We start from the raw sequence: 24,090 nt of genomic DNA on the forward strand, positions 1-24,090 counted from the left end.
GGGGCGGGTCGAAGGCCCGGCGCCGCCGACCGCGAGCCGGTGCCGACCGGCCCGGTCCACCGCGTTCGCGGAAGGGTTTCCGTGCCCGGAAAGGGGTGGCGGCGTGCGGAGCGGATCGCGCGAGGGCATGGGGCCCGCGATCGGCCCCGGGGAAAGGGGTGTTCATTCCCTGTTCTGCGGGAATTCGCCTCCTGCTTTCGAGGAGTACATCCATTCCTGTCGGAGCCGAGCCCGGTCACTCCGGTTCTTCGAAGTAGCGGACGTAGGCGTTGGACTGCGCGGCGCACTCGTCGAATATCCGCTCGCCGGACCAGCCGCGCGTGGCGCGCAGGCGCGGGATCGCGTCGGCCGTCTCCGGGTCGTGGGCGGTGAGGGTGCCGTCGTCGTGCAGTGTCAGAAACGGCCGTGTCCGCTGCGTGCGGCGGTCCTGGGCGTAGAGCACACGGGTCACCGGCGTCCCCCTGAGAACAGGCCGGTGGTTCCCCGCGCGTTGCGGGCCAGCATGTCGAAGCGCTCCATCATCTCGTCGAACCAGTCGGACCGGCCCAGGCGGGCGAACTCGCCGGAGAGCCCGGCGAGTCGGGACCGCAGGAACCGGATGTCGGCCCGGGTCAGCGGGTTGGCGATCCACGCGTTGGCGTCGAAGTCGTAGAAGGGCCGCATGCCGTTGGTGTAGGCCAGCCCCTCCAGGTCGGTGGGGTCCTCCGGCGTGTACTCGTACTTGAACCAGGCCTTGCCGTGGTCGATGCCCGCGACGCGCCCCCGGCCCTGGTCCAGCCAGTTGCCGGGGTTGCGGTCGCCGTTGGCGATCAGCAGGTCCAGCAGGCCCAGCACGTGTCCGTCCCGTGTGTTCAGGAGCGGGGATCGCGGGTTGTCCAGGTGGGCGAACCCGGATTCGCCGTTCATGAAGTGCATGAACACCTCGGTCTCACCGATGCGCAGGACACCGGGCACGTTGGCGCCGATGGCGCGTCCCACCAGCGAGGCGAGCTGTTCGGCGTCGGCGCGGTCACGGGCGAAGGTGGCCCCCTCGGTGTCCTTGTAGACCGCCTGCGCGCCGTTGGCGAAGCGCATGAGCGTGGTACTGCCGTCGGAGCCGTCCTCGACGAGCGCCTGCTGGCTCACCACGTCGAATCCGGTGGTTTCGGCGAGGTCCTCGACACCGGCGAAGGTCCCGTTCCACAGCGTGAGCGCCGCGATCCGCTCGTCCCGGTCCCCGTCCCGGTCCTGCGCGGCCTCCTCGGCCGAAGCCACGGGCTGCTCGTCGTACGCCACCGCGGAGGGGTCCTGGAACCCGGTGCCGTACTGGTCGTCATCACGGGGGTCGGCGGAAGCGCTCGCGGAAGGCTGGCCGTCCTCCCCGTCCACGGACGTGTTCTCCCACCGGCCCGAGCCCCCGATCACGGGGTAGGCCACGATGTCGGTCAGCGAGCTGGGCAGGGGGCGGTCGCTTCCGAAACCGGGGTCCAGGAGGCCCAGGGGGGTGTCCAGGGATTTGGGGTTGAGGAAGCCGAGGGGATCGCTTCCGTAACCGGGGTGCTTGGGGTGCAGGGAGTCGAAGCCGTGGTCGTCCCGGGGCCACGGGGGCTTGAACGGGTGGTCGTCGTCGAACGGGGTGCGGAAGGGCCGGTCCTGGACCGGTGTGTCGGGGGAGTCGTACAGGGACAGGTCGTCGTCGGAGACCAGGTCCGGAACCGCGTCCAGGTCCGGGGCTGAGTCCGTGTCCGAATCGGTGTCCGAGTCCGAGTCGGAGAACGGGTCGCGCCGGTCCGTGGGCGCGCTGTCGCGGGGGCCCCGGCCGCCCTGGCCGCCTCGGCGCGAGGAACGGCCGTCGTCCCCGCCTCTTCCGCGGTTCCCGCCGTCGCCCCCGGAACCGCGCCCGGTGCCGGAGCCGCCCCTGCCGTCGGAACGGTCGTCGCCGCTGCCGGACCGGTCGCCCTCGCCGCGGGAGCGGCCGCTTCCGCCGTCTCCGGTGCGGCCCTTGCCCGAGCCGCCGCCGGTGCCGTCCTCGTCCCCGCGCCCGTCCTTCGGGGGGCCGTCGTCGGAGGACGTCCTCCCCGGCTCCACGGCCGCGTTGATCCTCTCCAACAGCCTCCGTACGCTGTCGGCGCGCTTGCGGGCGCTGTCGGCGATCTTCTCGGCGTCGTCGCGGGCCTCCCGCGCGGTCTCCGCGGCCTCCTCCGCGCGCTCGGCCGCGGTCTCCGCCTTCTGGGCGGCCTGCTGCGCGTACTCATGGGCACGGCGGGCGTCGGCGGCGGCCGAGTCGGCCGTCTTCACGGCCGCGTCGGCGGCGTCCCGGGTGCTCTGGGCGATCCCGCCTGCCTCGTTCGCGCGTACGGCGGCCTCCCGGGCCTCCCGTGCGGTGGTCTCCGCCCTGGTGCGCAGGTCCTGTGCCTGCCGGGCCAGCCGGTCCGCGTCGTCGGTGGCCCGGGCGGCGCGCTCCGCCGCGTCGCGCGCGGTCTGCCGGGCCTCCTGGGCCCGTGCCCGCGCGTCCTGCGCGGCCCGGCGGGCGGCGTCCTGCCGGGTGTCCGTCGCCCTCGCGCGGTCGTCGGCCGTGTTCGGCGCGGTCCGCGTCCCCGTGTCGCCGGGGGCCCTGTTCGGCGGGTTCGTCGTCCCCCGGGTGCCGGTGCCGACCGGCGCGGTCCGCCCGCCGGAGGAGGTCCGGGAGGCGTTCGCGGCCTGGGACGCGAGGTCCGCGGTGGTGCGGGCCGTGCGGGCGTCGGTCTCGGCCCGCGCCGCGTCCTCAGCGGCGTCCGCGGCGCGGGTGCGCACCTCGTCGGCCCTGGCCGCCGCCGCGTCCGCGGCGGTGCGGGCCTCCCCGGCCGCGCCAGCGGCTCGCCGGGCCGTCTCATGGGCGTTGCGCGCGTCCCGGACGGCCCGGTCCGCGCTGTCCCGGTGGTTGGACGCGCGGGTGTTGAGCCCCTCGGCCCAGGACCGCAGGCTCTCGGCGTCCGCGGTGGTCCGGTCGGCCTTCGCCTTCGCGGCGTCGGCCTCCGACTTCGCCGTCCCGGCGTCGGTCCGCGCCGTCTCCGCCGCCTCACGGGCGGTGTCGGCCCGCTCGGCGATCCCCACCAGGTCGGAGATCAGGCTGTCGGCCTCCTCGCGCGCCTCCCGCGCGGCCCTGTCCCGGGCGTCCTGGGCGGCCGGGTCGCCGCCGACGGGCCGGTCCCGCCCGGACAGGCCGTCCACGGCGGTGTTGAGTGCCTGGTACCGCTCGGGGGTCTCGTCGAGTTCGTCCACGAGATCGGCGACGGCGTCCTCCTGCTCGCCTGCGGCCTCCCGGGCGCTGGTCGCCGAGGTGTCCGCGTCCGCCGCCTCGGAGACGGCCGTCCGGACCCGTTCGATGAAGGCATCACGGTCGGGTTCGGGCATCCTCGCGCGGGCGTCGTCGCGGTCGGTGGTGAAGGCGTCGCGGGCGGCGGTGGCGTCGGTGTGCGCCGTGTCCGCCGCCGTGCGCGCGTCCCGTACTTGCCGTTCGGCCCCTGGCGAGGGGGCGCCGTCGGTCCCGGAAGCGGGGGCCCCTCCTTCCGTCCCGGCGGCGGGTGTTTCGCCGTCGGAGCCGGTGAGGACGCGGGTGCCCTGCTGGATGTCGGCCCTGCCGCGGTCCAGGGAGGTGGAGAGGCCGTTCGCGGCGTCGCGTGCGTCACGGGCCTCCCGGGCCGCCGTGTCCGCGGCGTCGGAGGCCTGCTGGGCCCGCGCGTCCACGGTGTCCGTGTCCTGCTCCCGGCCGTCCCGGAGTCCGCTGGAGCCGCCGGGGTCCCGGACGGGGGTGTCGGGCTCCGGCGCACGCAGGTTCAGCTCCGACATGAACCGGTCGACCAGCGCCTGGCTCGGCCCCGCGGGTGCGGGCGACGGGTCCGGCGGGGTCACGGTGACGGTCGGCCGGGGCTCTCTCGCGGTCGTGGTGGTGCCATCGGTGTCGCCGGTGGTCGTGGTGCTTCCGGAGGTGACGCCCGCGTCGCCGGTGGTCGTTTGGCCAGCGGTCGTGTTTCCGGTCGTGCCCGTGGTCCTGTTTCCGGTCGTGCCGGTCGTCGTGCTCCCGGTGTTCCCGGTGGTCGTGTTCCCGCTGCCCGGTGTGCGGGCGGTCGTCCCGTCGCCGCGCCCCGCGCGCACGGGGGGAGTGGTACCGCCGTCCGGTCCCTGCCCGGCCTCCCCCAGCGTGGTGCGCGTGGTGTTCACGGTCTCGACCAGGGAGTCGATCCGGCGGTCGAAGTCGCGCAGCGCCTCCTTGTACCTGTCCTCCTGCTCCTTGTAGGCGTTCTCGGCGCTCTCATCGTCCGGCTCGGCGGCGAACCTCTCGGCCAGGCCCTCCAGCGGTGCCCGGGTGTCGGCGTACGCGGTCTCCGCCTTGCCGAACTCCTCCCGCGCCTGGTTGAGCCGGTCCATGGCGGGGGCCATGCCCTTGGCCTGGTCCGGCGTGAGGAAGCCCATCGCGACGGCGTCGGCCTCCGAGAACCAGCCGGCCATCCTGACCGTGACGTCGTCCACGCCCCAGCGGGTGGGCCGGGAGTAGAACGGGGCCGGCGCCAGCTTCGGGTCCTTCTGGTGGAAGACGGAGGGCGCCCTGAGCTTGCTGCCCGCGGCGAACGCCCAGGTGGCGTCGTACTCCACCAGGTAGACGGGACCCTGGCGGAGCTTGTCGGACTCCTGGTAGCCCTTGACGGCCTGGTTGGAGCCCCTCTCGGTTCCCTGGGACGAGCTGGTGTTCACGGCCGCCGAACCGGTGTGGATGCCCTCGTGGCTGTCGTAGGGGATGCCGCCGGTGGTCAGCCCGGACGGGCGGAACTCCCCGCCGCGGCCCTGGCTCCCGCCGTGGGAGTCGCCGGCGCTGTTCGTCCGGGGCTGGACGCGGGAGTCGCTGAGCTGGCTGCCCGGCAGCGCGTCCAGGATCTTCGCCCCGCGGCTGCTCGGCACGACCTTGGCGCCCCACTCCGTGCGGCTGATGTCGGTGAACCGCACCCCGTCGGAGTTGCGCGAGGCCGACGGGTACACCCCCTTGAGGGCCTTGTCGCTGAGGCTGTGGTCGATCTCGTTGTACACCGGGTCCTGGCCGTAGACGTCGGCGAGGTAGGCGCGCGCCGCGTCCGCCGCGGCCCGGGTGGGCTGTCCCCCTTCGTCCGTGCCGTGGGGCGGCTGCCAGCCGAGGGACCGCGCGATGACGACGTTGGCCTTGTCGCGCAGCGCCTGTCCGCCGTCCTGCACCATGGCCGGTTTGGTGACGGCGCCGTCGTTGCCGGGCCGGGGACCGGCGTCGTTCGTCCAGGCGCGAAGGGCCTCGGACACGGACGCGTGGACGGGGGCTTCGGGCTGCCGCGTGGTGCCGCCGTCCTCCGCGGGCGCGGGGGCGCGGTCGTCGCCGGTCGTGTCGGTTGCGGTCCGGTCGCCGGTGGTGCCGGTGGTGTCGCCGCCCTCCGGGGCCGGAGCGGTGCTCCGGTCGGCGGGGGCGGTCCCGGTGGAGCCGGTGCCGTCCGTGGACGTGGTGACGGTGGGGGGAGGCGCCGACAGGCCGGTGCCGGTGCTCCGCGCGCCGTCCCCCGTGGTGGTCGTGGTGGTGGTCGTCGCCGGGGGGTCGAAGGTCATGTACGCGAACGGGTACAGCGTCTCGACCCGCCCGCTGTCGGCGGTGCCCGTGTACGTCGATCTCGGCGGGTTGCCGTTCTCCCCGCCCTTGGGTTCGCCGAGTTCGAGGGTGAGGGTCAGCCTCGTGTCCGCGCCGACCTTGGCGTACGGGGTGTTCAGGTGCAGCTCGGTGGTGCGGGCGTCGTCCTGGGACTGCCCGGAGGAGCGCCCGTCGTTGCTGGAGGAGGACACCGCCCCGGCGGGGGCGCCGAACAGCGGGCGGTGCTCCGGCTGCCCCTCCGAGCCCTGGTCGTCCTGGGCGTAGGGGAGGGGTTGCAGCAGCACGCCGTCCGCGCCCACCGTCGTCCCGGTCCCCCTGCTCCGGGAGTCCGCGTCGGTCGCCTTCCACGTGTGCGACTCGATGTAGTAGCCGGACTGGCCGACGTACGAGACCTCGGTGCGGCTCGGGTCCCTGGTCAGGTTCACGTAGACCTTCGCCGGGGTGGCCGAGCGCATGGCGTGCGGATGCGTGTCCGGGCCGGGCTCCGGACCCAGCGCGCGGACCTTGACCGGCACCGGGACGGTGGAGTCCGGGTTCTGGCCCAGGTGCGTGGTCAGCTTCTGGAGCAGGGCCTCCCGGCCGCCGCCCGTCAGCTCCAGCCCGTTGCGGGCGAGGTCGTTCACCAGCTCCTGGATGGCGGCCTCGGGGTCGGCGGGCTGGATCTGCCTGCCGTTGTCCTCGAAACCGGGCCGCACCCGCGCGGTGTCGGGCTTCTTGGGGTTGGGCTGCGGGCTCAGGTCCACCCCCGTCCCGCTCTCGTCGCGGGTCGCCCGGTCCATCACCAGCCCCTCCTGCTGGGCGTCGCGGGAGTGCACGTAGCCCGCGAGCAGGTTCTGGACGGGAGCGGTCCAGCCGTGGAACAGGGTCTTCCAGTTCAGGGGCGGGCCGATGCTCCAGTTCTTCGTGAACTCGATCGCCTGGGTGAGGCGGCCGGAGGCGCGGAAGGCGTACACCCTCGTGTTGTCCGGGATGAACAGCACCGACGACGTGAACGAGGTCGACTGGGTGTGCGAGGTGCCGCGGGAGAAGAACGTGCGGGAGAGGGAGGTTCCGAACACCGGGATCGGTCTGACGGCCTCGTTCGGCAGTGAGTTGTCGGAGGGGTGCGGGTTCGGGTTGCGGGTCCCGCTCCCGCCGAACCTGAGTCCGAGGCCGCCGGTCAGGGAGGAGACGGTGGACAGGGTCACCTCGCTGCCGCCGTTCCACCGCATCTGGGCGCCGACGGGCCGGAAGTCGGTGACGCTGTCGATGTCGACCCTGGTGGCGACGGTGGCGCGGACGTCGTGCGGTGACCAGAGGCCGCCGCTCATCTCCTGGCGGATGCGGGAGCCCGACGGCGTGGTCGCGCTCCTGCTCGCGGCCAGTTCCTCCGCCGACAGGTGGTTCTCGAACTGCCGACCGCCCCCGGAGGACTGGGAGAGGAACGTCTCCAGCTTGCGCCGGTATCCGTCGTGGAGGCCGCTGCGCGTGTCGGAGAAGGTCCGGTAGGTCTCCTCCAGCAGCCCGCGCATGCCCCGGCTTCCGGCGTCGAAGTGGGTGTTCACGCGTTCGAAGGTGCCGCCGATGCGGCGGATCGCCTGGGCGCGGGCCTGGTCCAGGGTCAGCGGGCCCTGCTGGGGACGGTTGGACGGGGCGCCGTCTCCGTTCCGGTCGCCTCCTGCCGGGGTGTTCTCCGGTGTCGTCCCGGTGGCGGTGTTCGTGGTGCCGCCGGGGGGAGGCGGTGAGGTGAGCGCGGCGGGCTGGTCGGTGCCGGTGGTCGTGTCGGCGGTGTTGCCGGGGGGAGCCGGTGCGGTCAGGGTGGCGGGCTGGCCGGTGCCCGTGACAGTGGTGGTGCCCGCGGGAGGCGCGGTGGTGGTCTGGGAGGTGGTGACGACCTCGGTGCCCCCGCCGAACAGGCGTCCCCAGGTCTGCACGACCCCGTCCCGCACGACGGTCCACCGGCCTCCCCGGTCGTCGCCGGCCGTACCGTCGGCGGTGGTCCGCGGGACGAAGTTCCGGACGATCATGTCCCGTGCCTGCTCGGGCGTGAGCGGTTGCCGCACGCCCGTCGTGGCGGGCGCTGTGTTCCCGGTGGTGTCCGTCCGCGCGGAGTCCCCCTCCCGTGTGGCGGTGGTGGCGGTGGTCTCGGGGGCGTCCCGCGTCTCCCGCCCGTCGGAGGAGGCGGCGGTCTCGCCGTCGCGGGTCGTGCCCGTGGGGTCGGACACGGTGGGCGGGGAGTCGGAGGCGGTCGGCGGCATCTTGGGGGTGAGGAGGACCGTCTGGGCGTCCACCCCCTTGCCCAGGAGCGGGATGCCGTGTTCGCGCTGGGGCCGGTCGTCGCGCGCCATACCGATGTCGTCGTGCTCGAACAGCCGCGCGGTGAAGCGGGTGCGGGACGTCCACACGTCGGAGTCCCCGTTGAACAGCACCGTCTCCTCGGAGCTGTGCGAGAGCCCCTGGCTGGACCCCTTGCCCTTGTTCAGGGACGCGTTCAACGAGACCGAGGGGTTCCCCATCACCCGGGGGACGCCGCGTGCGTCGGCGCCCGCGTCGGTGCGCACGCTGGCGCCGACGTTGACGCCGACCGAGTGGTTGACGCTCGACCCCTTCGTGGTGGTGATCCCCGCCGAGCCCGCGAACCGGGCGCCTCCGCTGGCGGTCGTGTCGAACTGGTGCTCCAGGCGGTCGAAGTCGCCGTAGACGCGCACGGTCACCGTCTCGGGGCGGCCGCCCCTGTCCTTGCGGATCATCTTCGGGTCGATGACGGCGGATTCCTTGAGGCGGACCGGGATGCCGTTGCCGGGCAGGTCGGACGCACCGCTCCTGAGCCCGGACTCGGAGAGCGCGTTGATGACCTTCAGGGTGTTCTCCCGCGCCACGTCCACGTTGCGGCGCAGGCCCCAGCGCTCGCGGAAGCTGCGGACCGCGTCCGGGGCCGTGTGACTGGGGCGGAGGGCGTAGTCCTTGCCGGTCCGCGCGAGGTCCGGGATGACCATGCCGGGACGCTTCTCGGAGATGCCCTTGAGTACTCCGTACGCCAGGTCGTCGTAGAACGGGTCCCGTGGTGCGGGAGGCGTCCGGGTGTCGCCGTCGGCGCCGCTGTCCCCGGTGGTTCCCGTCGTCCCGCTGTTGTCCGCCGGAGCGGGTGAGGGGAGGTGGCCGAAGCCGCGTACGGTGGCCCCGCTCAGGTCCGTGGGGTGGTCCACCGCGAGGTTGGGGAACGGGGGGCGGGGCGGCGCGGTCGGGCCGTCGGTCGAGGACGGGGGCTTGGGGAGTCCACCTTTGAGCTGGCGGGCGTCCTCGACCGTGAGCAGTTCGACGGAGCCGCCCTCGAAGCGGTGCGGCCGCGGCTCGCCCTGGATGTGGACGTAGTAGTCGCGCTTGACGTCGTAGGCCGCGTGGCCCGACGGGGCGTGCACGACGTGGCTGCTCGTCCCCGAGGTGTTGAGCGTGGTCCCCGTGCTCTTCTCGAAGGCCGCCGAGTACTCCACGAAGGGCACGTCGAGCCGGACGCTCTTGCCGCCCGGCAGTTCGAGCCAGATGCCGAAGCCGCCGCCGATCGAGCCGGACGCCACGCTGGAGTGCTTCACGCTGGAGGAGTCGCTCTTGACCGCGGTGTTGCTGTGCACGAAGTCGGCCAGGCCGGGGGCGAAGTCCTTGCGGTCGTACTCGGTCGCCACCGACCACATCCGCATGATGCGGGGGTGACTGCCGGGGATCTCGATCCGGATGTGCGCGGAACTGTTGGACATCTGCGGCAGGTACTGCTGCAACCGGTCGTTGTCGAAGGTGGCCTCGATCCGCGCGCGGTAGTCGTCGTCGCGCCGTTCCCTCCGGGAGGGGGTGTGGTCGCCGCCCCGGTTCCCCTTGGGGCGGGGGAGGAGGTGGTCGGCGAGCCAGGTGCCGAGGGTGCTCCCGCCCGGCCTGCCGCCGCCTCCCGTCGTGGCGGTGGTGGTGCCGTCTTCGCGGTCGCCTCCGCCCCTGCGGTCGGTCCCGTTCCCGCGTTCGCCTTCACCGCCGCGGCCGGTTCCGCCGTCGCCGGACGCGGTGCTCCCGCCGGTTCCGGTGCCGGACACCGCCGGGACCGGGGAGAAGCGGGTGATCTCCAACGGGTGGCCGGTACCCGTGAACGGCCGGTTCACTGGCTTGTGGTGTCCGTTGGCGTCCGCCCTTCCGTTGTCGGGCACGATGCGCAGGGGGGCGTCGGAGGTCACCACCTCGCCGGGCAGGTTCATGGCCAGCCCGTTGTACGCGGTCCCCTCCTGGACGCGCGGCGCGGTGAGGCCGGGCCCGGTGACCGACGCCCTCATGCCCAGGTCACCGACGTAGACGTTCGGGGCGCCGAGCAGTTCGATGCCGCTGGCGGCGTTGGCGCTGGCCGAGGCCGACCCGGAGGTGCCCCGGACCCTGGCGCCGCCGCGCCCGCCGACGGCCGCGATCGGTCCGGCGTCGTTGCCGTCGACACCGGTCATGTAGAAGGGGCTCATCGTGAACTTGCCGCCGACGGTCTTGCCCGCGCCGCGCGACCCGCCGTCGCTGGAGTCCACCCCGGGCCCCGCGTCGTTGAGCCGCAGGAACCTGGAGTCCCCGCCGCCGCTCAGGGCCTCGGCGTCGACGTGGTAGAAGTCGTCGCCGAGGGAGCGCAGGTCGATGTCGGCGCTCCACGTCTGCCCGTTGTGGGTGGTGCTGACGGTGCGCCCGCCCTCGCGCAGGAAGGGCCGCGGCCCCTCCCTCGTGAGGATGGCGGCCACGCCGTCCACGATCCCCCGCCGCGCGGTGTCGGGCATGCCCGGCGTGTTGGTCAGGACGTCGTCGACGAACCCGGGCAGGTGCTCGGCGAAGAGCATGTGCGGTCCGAGGAGGTTGGACGTGGTCAGGTAGCCCAGGTCGTAGCTCTGACCGCTCCGGTCCGGCACGAAGCCGCCGTCGTAGGTGAGGGTCGGAAGCGGCCGCGGGGGTGGCGGTGCGCCCTCCGGCGGGGCTCCCTCCGGTGATGCGTCCTCCCGGCGGACGGGTGGGTCGGTGTTGAGGGGGCCGAGCGGAATGTCCCTGCTGGTCCCGCCCAGGGGGACGGGGCCGGTGTCGCCGCTCGGGCCCGCGGGGTCCGTCATGACGGTCATGACGGTGATCGGGTTCCTGGGGCGCAGCAGGTCGGCCTGCATCCGGGCGAAGTCGTGGTAGTTGAGGTAGGCCTCGTTGGCTTCGCGCTGCGTCTGGTAGGCGCGGGCGCGCAGGTCGGCGGCGTCGGGGCGGCCCTGGCTCTCGGCCGCCCGGCTCTGGCCGACCAGCTCCTGGGCGCGCTGGTAGCCGCTGAGCGCCTCCTTGATGCTGGCCGAGGCCAGCTCCTGGAGCCGGGTGGCGGCGGCGATCCCGTCCGACACGGCCCGGGGGGAGGGGCGCCCCCGACCACCGGTGTTCGCGGGAGCGGAACCGTCCTGGTCGCCCCCGCCCCGGGAGCGGTTGCCGTGGTCCGGTTCCGTGCCGCGGCCCCTGTCACCGCCTTCGGTGCCGGAGCCGTCCTGGTCGTCGGAGCGGTCACTGTCCTGGCCACTCCGGTCGCCGCCGTCGGCGCTGTTGCCGCTGTCGCCCGAACCGTCCTCGCCCTGGCTGCCGTCCTCGTCGTCGTCCTTCTTCCGGCCGTCGTCGGAGGAGGTCCTCCCCGACTCCACGGCCGCGTTGATCCCCTCCAAGAGGTTCCGTACGCTTTCGGCGCCTTCGCGGGCGCTGGTGGCGATGCTCGCTGCGTCGTCGCGGGCCTTCTCAGCGGTCTTCGCGGCTGCCTCGGCGCCCTCGGCCGCTGTCTGCGCCTTCTGGGCGGCCTCTTGGGCGGACTCGTGTGCGCGTCGGGCGTCGGCGGCGGCCGAGTCGGCCGTCTTCACGGTCGCGTCGGCGGCGTCGCGGGTGCTCTGGGCGATCCCGCCTGCCTCGTCCGCGCGGGCGGCGGCCTCCTCAGCCTCCCGTGCGGTGGTCTCCGCCCTGGTGTGCAGGTCCTGTGCCTGCTTGGCCAGTCGGTTCGCGTCCTCGGTGGCCCGGGTCGCGGTCCGCACCGCCTCGCGTGTGGTCTGCCGGGCCTGCTGGGACCGGGCCCGTGCGTCCTCCGCGGCCCGGCGAGCGGTGTCCTGCCGGGTGTCCGTCGTCCCCCGGGGATCAATGCCGTCCGATGTCGTCTGCCCGCCGGGGGAGGGCTGGGGGGCGTTCACCGACGCCCGGACCGCGCGGTCCGCGGCGGCGCGGGCCGCGCGGGCGACGCCATCGGCCTGCTCGGCCTTACCGGTGACGTCCGCGGCGCGGGTGCTCACCTCGGCGGCCCTGTCCGCGGCGGCACGGGCGTCCTTGGCCGCGCCGGCGGCCCGCTGGGCCGCCTCATGGGCGTTGCGCGCGTCCCGGGCGGCCCGGTCAGCGCTGTCCCGGTGGTCGGACGCGCTGGTGCTGAGCCCCTCGGCCCAGGTCCGCAGGGCCTGGGCGTCCGCGGCCGTCCGGTCGGCCGTCGCCTTCGCGGTGTCGGCGTTCGCCTTCGCGGCGTCGGCGTCGGTCCGCGCTCTCTCGGCGTCGCTCCGCGCGGTGTCGGCGCGCTGGGCGATCCCCTCCAGGTCGGAGACCAGGCTGTCGGCCTCGTCTCGCGCCTCCCGCACGGCCCTGTCCCGCGCGTCCCGGGCGGCCGGGTCCCCGCTGGCGGGCCGGTCCTGCCCGGACAGGCCGTCCACGGCGGTGCTGAGCGCCCGGTGCCGTGCCAGGGCCCCGTCGAGGTCGTTCCCGAGCCCGGTGACGGTGTCCTTGTGCTTGCCGGCGGTCTCCTGAACGGCGGCGGTCGCGCTCTCGGCCACCGTGGCGGCCGCCTCGGCCTGTTCGACGGAGGCGTCCCCACGGGGTTCGGGTCTCTTGGTGAGGGCGTCGTCGCGGGTGGTGGTGAAGTTGTCGCGGGCGGTGGTGGCATCGCCGTGCGCCGTGTTCGCCACCTCCCGCGCGTCACGCGCCTGCCGTTCGGCCCCCGGTGAGGGGGTGCCGTCGGTCCCGGCGGCGGGTGCCCCGCCGTCGGTGCCCGTGAGGACGCGGGTGCCGTTCCCCAGTTCGGTCGTGCCGCTCTCCAGGTCGGTGGAGAGGCTGTTCGCGGCATCGCGTGCTTCACGGGCCTCCCGGACAGCGGTGTCCGCGGCGTCGGAGGCCTGCCGGATCCGCGCGTCCACGGTGTCCGTGTCCCGGTCGGGGGTGTCGGACTCCGCGGCGACGAGGTTCAGTTCCGCACGGAAGCGGTCGGCCAGCGCCTGGCTCGGCCCCGTGGGCGCGGGCGCCGGGTCCGGCGGCGGGGGCGGGGCGTTGGTCGGCTGGGGCGCGCTGGTGGTCGTGGTGGCGCCATCGGTGGTGCCGGTGGTCGTGGTGTTCCCGGAAGTGTCACCCCTGTCGCCGGTGGTGCCGCTGGTGCCGGTGGTCGTGTTTCCGGTCGTGCTGGTGGTCGAGGTGGTGTTGGCGGGGGCCGGTGCACGGGACGTCGTCCCTCTGCTGGTGTCGCCGCTCGGCGTACGCCCGGGGGGAACGGTGCCGCCGTCCGTCCCCTGGCCGACGCCCTCCAGGGCGGTGCGCGTGTCGTTCAGGGTCTGGACCAGGGCCCTGATCTTCTGGTTGAAGCCGGCCAGCGCCTTCGTGTACTCCTTCTCCTGGTCCTCGTAGGCCTTCCTGGCGCTCTGCTCGTCCGGCTTGTCGGCGTACTTCTGGGCCAGGCCCTCCATCGGGGCCCGGGTGTCGGCGTACTCGGCCTCCGCCTTGCTGAACTCCTCCTGCGCCTTGTTGATGCCGTCCTTGACGGGGCCCAGGCCCTTGACCTGGTCCGGAGTGAGGAAGCCCATCGCGATCGCGTCGGCCTCCGAGTACCACTTGGCCATCCGGATCGTGGCCTGGTCCACGATCCAGCGGGTGGGCCGGGAGTGGAGCGGGGTCTGCGGAAGGCTCGGGTCGTTCAGGTGGAAGGCTGCGGGCGCCGTGAGCTTGCTGCCCGCGGCGAACGCCCAGGTGACGTCGTGCTCCACGAGGTAGAAGGGCCCCTGGCGGAGCTGGTCGGACTCCTGGTAGCCCTTGACCGCCTGGTTGGAGCCCGACGCGGCCCCGTGGGACGGGCCGGTGCTCCCAGACGCCGCACCGGTGTGGATGCCCTCGTGGCGATCGTAGGCGGGACTCTCGGTGGTGATCCCGGCGGGGCGGAACCCGCCCCCGAAGCCCTGGCCCCCGCCGTGGGAGTGTCCGGAACTGTCCGTCCGGGGCCGGGCGCGGGAGTCGCTGAGCTGGCCGTCCGGCCGCGCGTCCAGGATCTTCGCCCCGCGGCTGCTCGGCAGGGCCTTGGCACCCCACTCGGTGTGGTTGCTCCGCACGACCCTGTCGATCCAGTCGGGGAGTTCGATGTCCTTGAAACGCACCCCCTCGGGGTTGAGCGAGGCCGACGGGTCCATCGCCTTGATGGCCTCGTCGCTGAGGCTGGCGTCGATCTCGTTGTAGACCGGGTCCAGTCCGTAGACGTCGGCGAGGTGGGCCCGCGCCGCGTTCGCCGTGTCCTCGGCCGACCGCCCCTCGGGCGGCTTCCAGCCGGCGGACCGCGCGATGACGATGTTGGCCTGTTCGCGCAGCGCCTTTCCGTAGTCCTGCACCATGGTCGTCAGTGCGAGGGAGGAGTCGCTGCCGGGGCGGGGACCCGCGTCACGGGTCCACGTGCGCAACGCGTCGGCCTGGGAGGCGTAGATGGGGGCTCCGGGCCGCCGCGTGGTGCCGCCGTCCTCCGCGGGCGCGGGGGCGCGGTCGTCGCCGGTCGTGTCGGTGGTGTCGCCGTTTCCCGGGGCCGAAGTGGTGTTCCGGTCGGCGGGGGCGGTCCCGGTGGAGCCGGTGCCGTCCGTGGACGTGGTGACGGCGGGGGCGGGCGGAGGCGCCAGCGTGTCGGTTCCGGTCCCCTGTGTGTCGCCTTCCGGGGTGTCCGTCGCCGGGGGGTCGAAGGTCATGTACGCGAGCGAGTACAGCGTGTCGACCCGTCCGCTGTCAGCGGTGACCTCGAAGGTCGATTTCGGCTTGCTGCCGTTCTCCCCGCCCTTGGGCTCGTCGAACTGGAGTTTGAGCTTGAGGGACGTGTCCGTGCTGACCTTCGCGTACGGGGTTTTCAGGTGCAGCTCGATGGTGCGGGCGTCGTCCTGGGACCGCCCGGAGGAGCGCCCGTCGTTGCTGGACCCGGAGATCTCCCCGGCAGGAGTGGTGAACAGGGCTCGGTGTCCCGGCTGTCCGTCCGGCCCCTGGTCGTCCTGGGGGTAGGGCGGAGGTATCAGCAACGCGCCGTCCGAGCTCACCGTGCTTCTGGTCTCGGTGCTCCGCGAGTGCGCGTCGGTCGCCTTCACCGTGTGCGACTCGATGTAGTAGTCGGCCTGGTCGACGTGCGAGACCCTGGTGCTCTTCGGGTCCCTGACCAGTTCCACGTAGAGCTTCCCCGTGGAGCTCGAACGCTGCGACCGCGGCTTCGAGTCCGGGGCGGGCTCCGGCCCCAGCGCGCGGACGTTGAGCGGCAGCGGGGCGGTGGGGTCCGGGTTCTGGGCCAGGTGCGTGGTCAGCTGCTTCAGCAGGGCCTCCCGGCCGCCGCCGATCGTCAGCTCCAGTCCGTTGCGGGCGAGCGTGTCCACCAGGGCCTGGGCGGCGGCCTCGGGGTCGGCGGGCTGGATCTGCCTGCCGTTGTTTTCGAACCCCGGGCGCACCCGCGCGTTCTCGGGCTTCTCCGGGTTGTCGTGGGGGCTCAGGTCCACCCTGTCGCCGTTGCGGGTCGCCCGGTCCCGGACCATCCCCTCCTCTTGGGCGTCGCGGGAGTGCACGTAGCCCGAGGCCAGGTCCGTGACCGGACGGGTCCAGCCGCGGAACAGGGTCTTCCAGTCCAGGGTCGGGCCGATGCTCCAGTTCTTCAGGGACTCGGTGAGGAGGGTGAGGCGGCCGGAGGCGCGGAAGGCGTACGCCTTGGTGTTGTTCGGGATGAACAGCACCGACGAGGAGAAGGTGGACGCCTGGGTGTGCGAGGTGCCGCGGGAGAAGAACGTGCGGGAGAAGGAGGTTCCGAACACGGGGATCGGTTTGACGGCCTCGTTGGGCAGGGAGCCGTCGGAGGGGTGCGGGTTCGGGTTGCGCGTCCCGCCTCCGCCGAACTTGAGTCCGAGGCTGCCGGTCAGGGAGGAGGTGGCGGACAGGACCGACTCGCTGCCGCCGCCGTACCGCATCTGGGCGTCGACGGGGCGGAAGTCGGTGACGGCTTCCAACTCGGCTCTGGTGACGCTGGTCATCCGGACCTTGTGCGGTGACCAGAGACGGCTGCTCATCTCGGTGCGGAAGCGGGAGCCGAACCGGCCGGTCGTGCTCCTGTCCGCGGAGATCACCTCCGACGACAGGGACTGCTCGATCCGCTGACCGTTCCCGGGAGACCGGGAGAGGTGCGACACGCGCTTGCGCGTGAATCCGTTCTCGGAGAGGGTCCGGTACACCTGCTCCCGCAGCCCGGGACTCTGGTCCCTGGCGCCGAAATGGGTTCTCATGTGCTCGATGAAGGCACCGGCGGGGCGGAGCGCCTGGGCGCGGCGCTGTCCCAGGGTCGGCGGCGGGTCCTGCGACGACCCGTCGTTCGGGGAGTCGTCCCCGCCCCGCTCGCCTTCGGGAGGAGCGGTCTCCGGCGTCGTGCCGGTGGTGGTGTTCGTGGTGCCTTCGGCGGGAGGCGGTGGGGCGGGGAGGGCCGTCTGGTCGCCGTCGGTGCCCGTGACCGTGGTGGTGCCGGCGGGAGGCGCGGTGGTGTTCTGGGAGGGGGTGGCGGTGTCAGCGCCTCCGCCCAACAGGCGTCCCCAGGTGTGCACGGCCCCGTCGCGGACGGAGGTCCACAGGCCGCCCCGCCTGCCGCCCGCCGTGGTGGACCTCAGGGTGAGCATGTCCCGTACCTGCTGGGGCGGGACCGCCTGCCAGTCGCCGGTCGTGTCGGTGTCCGTCTGTGCGGGGTCCGAGGCCGTCGGGGTCGCCTTGGGCGTGAGGAGGACCATCTGGGTGTCCATCCCCCCGTCCTTCAGGAGCGGTGTCCCGTGTTCGTGCTGGGACCTGCCGTCGCGCGTCATCCCGAGGTCGTCGTTCTCGAACAGCCGTGCGGTGAAGCGGGTGCGGGACGTCCACACGTCGGAGTCCCCGTTGAACAGGACCGTCTCCTCGACGCTGTGGGAGATGCTCTGGGCGGATTCCCTGCCGAAGCCCAAGGAGGTGAGCAGCGCGACCATCGGGTTTCCCATCACCCGGGGGACGCCGCGTGCGTCGGCGTTGGCGTCGTCGCGCACGCTGCCGCCGACGGTGACGTTCAGCGAGTGGTTGAGGTTCGACCCCTTCGTGGTGGCGGTGCCGGACGAGCCCGCGATCCGGACGCCGCCGCTGGCCGTCGTCTCGAAGCGGTGTTCGAGTTTTCCGAATTCGCCGTAGACGCGCAGGGTCACGTGGTCGGGGCGCAGACCCTTGTCCGTGAGGACCGTCTTCCCGTCGATCACGGCGGTTTCCTGGAGGGAGACCGGGATGCCGTCGTAGGGCAGGTCGAACTTGCTGCTCTTGATGCGGGACTCGGAGAGCGCGTCCCTGACCTTCTGGGTGTTCTCCCGTGCCACGTCCGCGTTGCGGCGCAGGCCCCAGCGCTCGCGGAAGCTGCGGACCGCGTCCGGCTCCATGTGGCTGGGGCGGAGGGCGTAGTCCTTCCTCGTCCGCGCCAGATCCGGGATGACCATTCCGGGGTGCTTCTCGGAGATGCCTTTGAGTACTTCGTACGCCAGGTCGTCGTAGAACGAGCTCTCCGGTGAGTCGTACGTCCTGGTGTCGCCGTCGGTGCCGTCGTTCCCGGTGGTGTCCGTCGTGTTCGTGGTCCCGGTGTTGCCGGTCCCTGTGTTTCCAGTGGTGTCGCTTGTGGTGTTGGTGTTTCCGGTGGTGTCAGTGGTTCCACCGTTGTTCGCCGGGGCGAGCGGGGGGACGTGGCCGAACCCGAGCACGGTGGACCCGCTCAGATTCGTGGGGCGGTCCACCGCGAGGTTCGGGAACGGGGGACGGGGCGGCGCGGTCGGGCCGTCGGCCGAGGACGGGGGCTTGGGGAGTCCGCCTTTGAGCTGGCGGGCGTCCTCGACCGTGAGCAGCTCGACGGAGTCGCCCTCGAAGCGGTGCGGCCGCGGCTCGCCCTGGATGTGGACGTAGAAGTCGCGCTTCACGTCGTAGGCCGCGTGGCCGGAGGGGGCGTGCACGATATCGCTGATCGTCCCCGAGGTGTTCAGGGCGATGCCCGTGCTCTTCTTGAGCGTCGCCGAGTACTCCACTGCGGGAGCTTCGAGCCGGATGCTCTTGCCGTCCGGAAGTTCGATCCAGATGCCGAAGCCGGAGCCGATCGAACCGGACACCGTGGTGGCGTGCTGCACGTTGGAGGAGACGCTCTTGACCGTGGTGTTGCTGTGCACGAAGTCGACCAGGCCGGGGGCGAAGTCCTTGCGGTCGTACCGGGTCGACACCGACCACATCCGCATGTACCGGGAAGGGCTTCCGGGGATGTCGATCCGGATGTGCGCGGAACCGTTGGACATCTGCGGCAGGTACTGCTGCACCTGGTCGTTGTCGAAGGCGGCCTTGATCCGTGCCCGGTAGTCGTCGTTGCGCCGTTCCCTCCGGGACGGGGTGTGGTCGCCGCCCCGGTTCCCCTTGGGAGGGGGGAGGAGGTGGTCGGCCAGCCAGGCGCCGAGGCTGTTCTCGTCCGATCGGCCGCCGCCCGTCGTCGCCGTGGTGGTAGTCCCGTCGGACGTGGTGTTCCCACCGGTCCCGCCGTCGGACGCCGGTGGGACCGGGGAGAAACGGGTGATCTCCAGCGGGTGGCCGGTACCCGTGAACGGGCGGTTCACCGGCTTGTGGTGCCCGTTCGCGTCCGCCGTTCCGTTGTCGGGCGTGATCTGCCGGGGGCCGTCGGAGGAGACCACCTCGCCCGGCAGGTTCATGAGCAGCCCGTCGTACGCGGTCCCCTCCCGCACGCGCGGCGCGGTGAGGCCGGGCCCGGTGACGGACGCCCGCATGCGCAGGTCGCTGACGTAGACGTTCGGGGGGCCGAGCAGCTCGATGCCGGTACCGGAATTGGCGCTGACCGAGGCCGATCCGCCGGTGCTCCGGACCTGGGAGCCGCCGCGTACGCCGATGGAGAAGATTGGCCCGGCGTCGCTGCCGCTGATGTTGCCCAGGTAGACGGGGCTCGCCGTGAACTTGACGCCGAAGGACCCGCTCCCGTCCTGTGAACCGGCTTCGCTGGAGGCCACCCCGGGACCGGCGTTGTTGAGCCTCAGATACCTGGAGTCCTCGCCGCTCAGGGACTCGGTCTTGAAGTGGTAGAAATCGCCGTCGAGCAGGCCCAGGTCGATGTCGACGTTCCAGGTCTGCCCGTTGTGGGTGGTGCTGACGGTGCGCCCGCCCTCGCGGAGGAAGGGCCGCGGCCCCTCCCTCGTGAGGATGGCGGCCACGCCGTCCACGATCCCCTGCCGTGCGGTGTCGGGCATGCCCGGCGTGCCGGTCAGGACGTCGTTGACGAACCCGTGCAGGTGCTCGGCGAAGAGCATGTTCGGACCGAGGAGGTTGGACGTGGTCAGGTAGCCCAGGTCGTACGGCTTGTCCCGGTCCGGGGTGAAGGCGCCGTTGTAGGTGGGGGCCGAGGGCTGCTGCGGCGGGGCTCCCTCCGGCGGTGCGCCCTCTGCCGGGGTCTCCTCGGGTGGTGCGCCCTCCGGCGGGGTCCCCTCCTGCTGGACTGGGGAGTCGGTGTCGATGGGACCGAGCGGTATGTCCCCGTCGGCCCCGCCGAGGGGGACGGGGCCGGTGTCGTCGCTCGGACCCGCGGGACTCTCCCGGACGGTCATGACGGTGACCGGCTGGTCGGTGCGCAGCAGGTCGGCCTGCGTCTGGGCGAGGAAGTCGTAGGTGCGGTAGGCCTCGTTGGCCTTGCGCTGCGCCTCGTGGGCCTGGGATCGCAGGTCGGCGGCGTCGGGGCGGCCCTGACTCTCGGCCTCCCGGGTCTGACCGACCAGGTCCTGGGCGCGCTGGTAGCCGCTGATCGCCTCCTTGATGCTGGCCGAGGCCATCTCCCCGAGCCGGGTGGCGGTGGTGATCCTGTCCGGCGCGGTCTGGGGGGAGGGGGTCCTCTGCCCGTTGGCGGGAGCGGGGGTGGACGGATCGCCCTGAACGGGCGGGGTCGGCGGGACGGGCGCGGTGGGAGGAGCGCCGTCCTGCTCCTCCGCGCGGGGCGGCGGAACGGCGTCCTTGTCGTCCTGGGAGTCGACCGGAGGGGCGGGCTCGGGGGAGCGGTCGTCCAGCGCCCCGGAGAGGGGGGCGATGTCCTGGGCCTGCGGCGGCGGCCCGCTCTCCGTCCTGACGGCGGTATCGCTGTGGTCGGCGCGTTCTTCGGCGGCGGGCGGTGAGGGCGGAGGGCCGTCCTCCGACTCCGTCCGCTGCTCGGAAACGCTCACGGTGTCGGGGTTCGCGCGCTGTTCGTCCGTCGAGTCGTCGTGGTCGTCCTGCCCGGTGGTGTTCCCGGCGGTCTCGGTCTCCGTGGCGGGAGGCGCGCTCTCGGCGGCGCTGCGCACGTCGTCGCTGGCCGACGGGTCGGCGGCGGTGTCCGGGGTGGTGGTGTCGTTGGTGCGCTGGGGTGAGCGTTCGCCGCTGTTGCGCTCGGTGGGTGCGGAGCGCTGGCCGGTGTCGGGGGCCGGGTTCTGCGGGGCGGACGCGGGCGGCGGAGTCGCCTGGCCGATCGGGGGCGCCACGGCGACGGGAGCGGTGTTCTGCTGCTCCTGTTCGGGGACGGAGCGGTCGGCGGTATCGCGGTCGCCGGTGTCCCCCGTGTCCTGTGTGGTCTGTTCTGTTCCGGGGGGCGCGGCCGCCATGGGGTTGTCGGGAGCGATGGCGTTGAGGAAGTCGGCGGTCAGAGGGTCGTCGTTCGCGCCGATCCGGAAGGGGTCGTCGCCGGACTCGGGGGCGGGGGAGTCGGTTCCCCGCGGCTCGTCCCTCGGCCCCGGGACGGAGGGCGCGTCGGGGCCGGGTTCCTTGTCCGCCTTGGTGGCGGTGGTGTCCTGCTGGGGGGCGACCTCGTCGGTGTCGAACAGCGAGGCCTCGTCGTCGCTGTCGTAGGGCGAGGAGTTCTCGTCCCGGTCGAAGACGGACGATACGTCGCTGTCGTAGTCGCTGCCGTAGTCGGAGTCGCTGTCGTACAGGAACTGCTCGTCGTCCTGTGAGGACGGGGCCGGTCCGTCGTCGCGGTCGTCTCCCCGCTGGGACCCGTCGCCGCCGCGCTCGGAGGTCCGGTCGCCGGACACGGGCGAGGGGGAGCTGTCGACACCGCGTTCGGGGGTCCGGCCGCCGCCCTGACCGGGGTCGTCGTCCCCGCGCCACCAAGGGTCGGTTTCGTCGGGGTCGGTGCGGTCGTCGGTCCGGTTGCCGGAACCGTTGCTCTCGGTCTGGGGCGGGGATGTGTCGAGGTCGGGTTTGTCCCTGTCCTTGAACAGGTCGACGCCGTGCAGGATGCCGTCGGTGGCGCCCTGCTGGATGCCCGCCTGGGTGGCGCCCGCGGTGGCGGAGTAGCCGGAGGCCTCCCAGCCTTTGCCGTCGGCCATGCTGCCCAGGCCCTCGCCGAGGTAGCCCTCCAGGGCTCCGGTGACGATGTTGCCGCCGACCTGTTGGGCGTAGGTGCTGGCCTTGGAGAAGTAGTCGTTGAGGGGCTGCTGGAGGGTGACCGGCACATCGGAGAGGTGGTCGCGCATGTGCGGCGGCAGGCGGTCGCCGATGGTGTCGCGCAGGTGCTGGCCGAGGTTGGGGTCGGTCCAGTTGCGGGCGAGGGTGTCGGCGTAGTCGCGTCCGAGGTCGCGTGCCGCGCTGTCTCCGATGTGGTCGCCGAAGTGGCGGGCGAACAGGTCGGCGAAGTCGTTGCGCGCGGCGGCTGCTTTCGCGGCGTTGTCGAAGACGCCCGCGCCGATGGGGCTGGCGGGGTTGTAGGGGGCCAGGAGTTCGTCGTTGTGGCGGCCGAAGACCTCGGCCAGGTCCTTGTTCAACGAGGGCGGGGGCAGCGGCCCGTCCTTGGGGGCGGGTGTGGTTTCGGGTGTGGTTTTGGGCGCGGGGGAGTCCGGTCCCCGGTCGGGGTTCGTCGCCGACGGGTCGTCCTTGACCGGTCCGGTGGGCGGCCCGTCGGGCCCTCCGCCCGGCGGTGGTGGTGCGTCGGTGTCGCGGTTGGGGCCGCCCGGGGGCGGAGTGTCCTTGACGGGCCCGGTGGGCGGCCCGTCGGGTCCGCCCCCGGAGGGGGGCCCGGGCGGCGGAGCGTCGGGGGTGTCGTTGAGGGGGCCGCTCGGGGGCGGACCTCCACCGTCGGGACCGGTCCGGACCAGAGGGGGCGGATCGGGCAGCAGGTTGAGGTCTTTGAGGCCGTTCCTGAACAGGTCGGTGAGTTGTTTGCTGAAGAGTCCGTCCATGCCCGCGGAGAAGACGGCGGACAGGGCGCCTTCGATGGTGGCGCCGATGTGGGCGCTGCGGGTGAGGTTGGGGTCCTTGTGGTGGCGGGTGCCGCGTCCGATCTGGATGCGTTGGATGATGCTGTCCATGCTGGCGAAGATCTGGCTGATGATCTGGTGGCCGGGCACGGTGATGAGGAGCCAGGTCAGGATGCGGCGGATCGCCAGGCTGCGGATGGCCTTGAAGATGGGGATCCACTTCAAGGAGGCGCCGAAGGTGAACTTGGCGGTGGCGATGGCCCAGGCGATCTCGGCCAGGAGTTGGACGAACTGGCCGATGACCATCATGTGCATGTACTCGACGTTGGCGCGGGCCTTGAAGAGTTCGCTGGACATGGTGGCGGCGTTGGAGCGGGCGGAGCCGACGTAGTCGTTGTCGCCGGTGGTGAACTGGTCCAGGGAGCGTTCGTAGTTTCGGGCGGTGCGGCCGTCGAAGTGGCGTCGGGCGTGGACGCGGCTGAGGTCGAACAGGTCGTCCAGGGCCTGGATGCGTTTTTCGAGGGCGGCGTAGACCTCCGAACCGCGACCCAGGGTGTTGATGCCCGCCTTGGGGATGGGGATGCCGGTGAGGACCTCGATCGCCTTGCGCTGGGAGCCGCTCATGTTCTCGTCGAACGGCATGCGAGCCCTCCCCCCTCCACGACCGCTCCCCCAGGAGAGATGAAAATAACACCATTGCGGTCAGATGTGGAAGCAGTTGCACTTATGTTTCCGTTCCCGTCCGTGTGCGTTGCCTTGTGTCCTCTTCGGCTGTGGTAGGCGGCCCTGTTGCGGATTCCTCTCCGTCCCGCCGCCGCTCCGCCGCCGCCGCGGTGCCCGACCCGCAGGTCGGCGGCTCCCGTGCGAGGCCCGCACCCAGGGTGACGTTGCCATTTCGCAACGGTTTTCCCCGAACAGCGGGGGTATTCGCATACCGTTCCCCTTCGGCCGGGATGCTCTCTTCGTGAGGAAGCAGAGGACCCGATCGAATTCACTCGCCGGGCCGGGGCCCGTCGCCCCCTCGGCCAAGGGGTTGACCATCGACGGATCGGAGGACCTTGTGAGTGGTCTCAGCGGTGGCGCCACGGTTGTCAGGCAGACAGCGGGAGTGAGCGCCACGACGACACCGTCCGGAACGGGGCGGCTCTCGGCCGCCGAGGGCAGGATCGCCAGGGCCGCCCTGGCGGAACTGCCGAGGGACGGGGTGATCATGCTCGACGCCGGGCTGATGGCGGAGCGGATCGCGTGGTTGCTGCCCGCCGGGTGCGGGCTGAGCGTCCTGACCAACTCGGTCCCGGCCGCGCTGGGGCTGGCCTCGCGCCGCGACCTCTCCGTGCACCTCCTGGGGGGCCGGGTGAGCGCGGCGGCCGGGACCACTCTCGCCTCCGTGCGCCTGCTGGAGCAGCTCCACGTCGACGTGGCCTTCATCGTCGCCGACGGCGTGTCCCCCGGGCGGGGCCTGACCTGTGCCGACCCCGCGGAGGTGATGACCAGGCAGGCCATGGTGCGGGCCTCGTCCAGGACCGTGCTGCTGGCCGACCACACCAGGATCGGCGGCGACCGCATCTCCCGCTTCGCGCGGCTGCACGAGGTGGACTGCCTCATCACCGACACCGGCACCGACCCCGAGGACGTCCGGAGGCTGCGCGGACGCGGACCGCGCGTGCGCGTGGTCTGAACCCCGTCCGGGGCCGGACACGTCCGGTGACGAACGCGTCGGCCGCCGGACGCGTCCGGCGGCCGACGGATGTGTCGCGCTCCACACCGCGGCGCCCTCCCCGCCCCGTCTCCGACCAGTTCCGCGGGTCGGAGGCGGGGGAACCGGCTCCGAAAGCGGTGTCGTTCAGATGTTGTTTTGCGTGTGTTTGTCGCAGGGCTGCGGATGCGTGGTCTTCTCGGGTTGCTGTGAGGCTGATGTCCGGAAGCTCCGCCGGTCCACAGTCACAGAAGGGGCACGGGGGGTTGTTACGGCAGGCGACTTCT

3 protein-coding genes are annotated in these 24,090 nt (G+C 72.7%); 1 reads left to right on the top strand and 2 read right to left on the bottom strand.

Annotated features, from left to right (window positions below; all coding sequences use genetic code 11):
• Window positions 1-235 precede the first annotated feature (235 nt).
• Both ACSTA4_RS10665 and ACSTA4_RS10670 read right to left on the bottom strand, forming a co-directional pair.
• Complete coding sequence (locus ACSTA4_RS10665) at window positions 236-451, bottom strand: hypothetical protein (protein ID WP_019610648.1); 216 nt, start codon at window positions 449-451, stop codon at window positions 236-238.
• On the bottom strand, window positions 448-22,749 hold the full coding sequence (locus tag ACSTA4_RS10670; RefSeq protein ID WP_444963387.1) for a hypothetical protein: 22,302 nt from the start codon (window positions 22,747-22,749) through the stop codon (window positions 448-450). Before ACSTA4_RS10670 ends, ACSTA4_RS10665 begins: the two co-directional genes overlap by 4 nt.
• Window positions 22,750-23,215: 466 nt before the next feature.
• Between ACSTA4_RS10670 and ACSTA4_RS10675 the strand changes: the two genes are divergently transcribed.
• Complete coding sequence (locus tag ACSTA4_RS10675) at window positions 23,216-23,785, top strand: DeoR/GlpR family DNA-binding transcription regulator (RefSeq protein ID WP_444963388.1); 570 nt, start codon at window positions 23,216-23,218, stop codon at window positions 23,783-23,785.
• The last annotated feature ends 305 nt before the right edge of the window (window positions 23,786-24,090 follow it).

The sequence above is a fragment of the Nocardiopsis sp. M1B1 genome, from assembly GCF_052466615.1.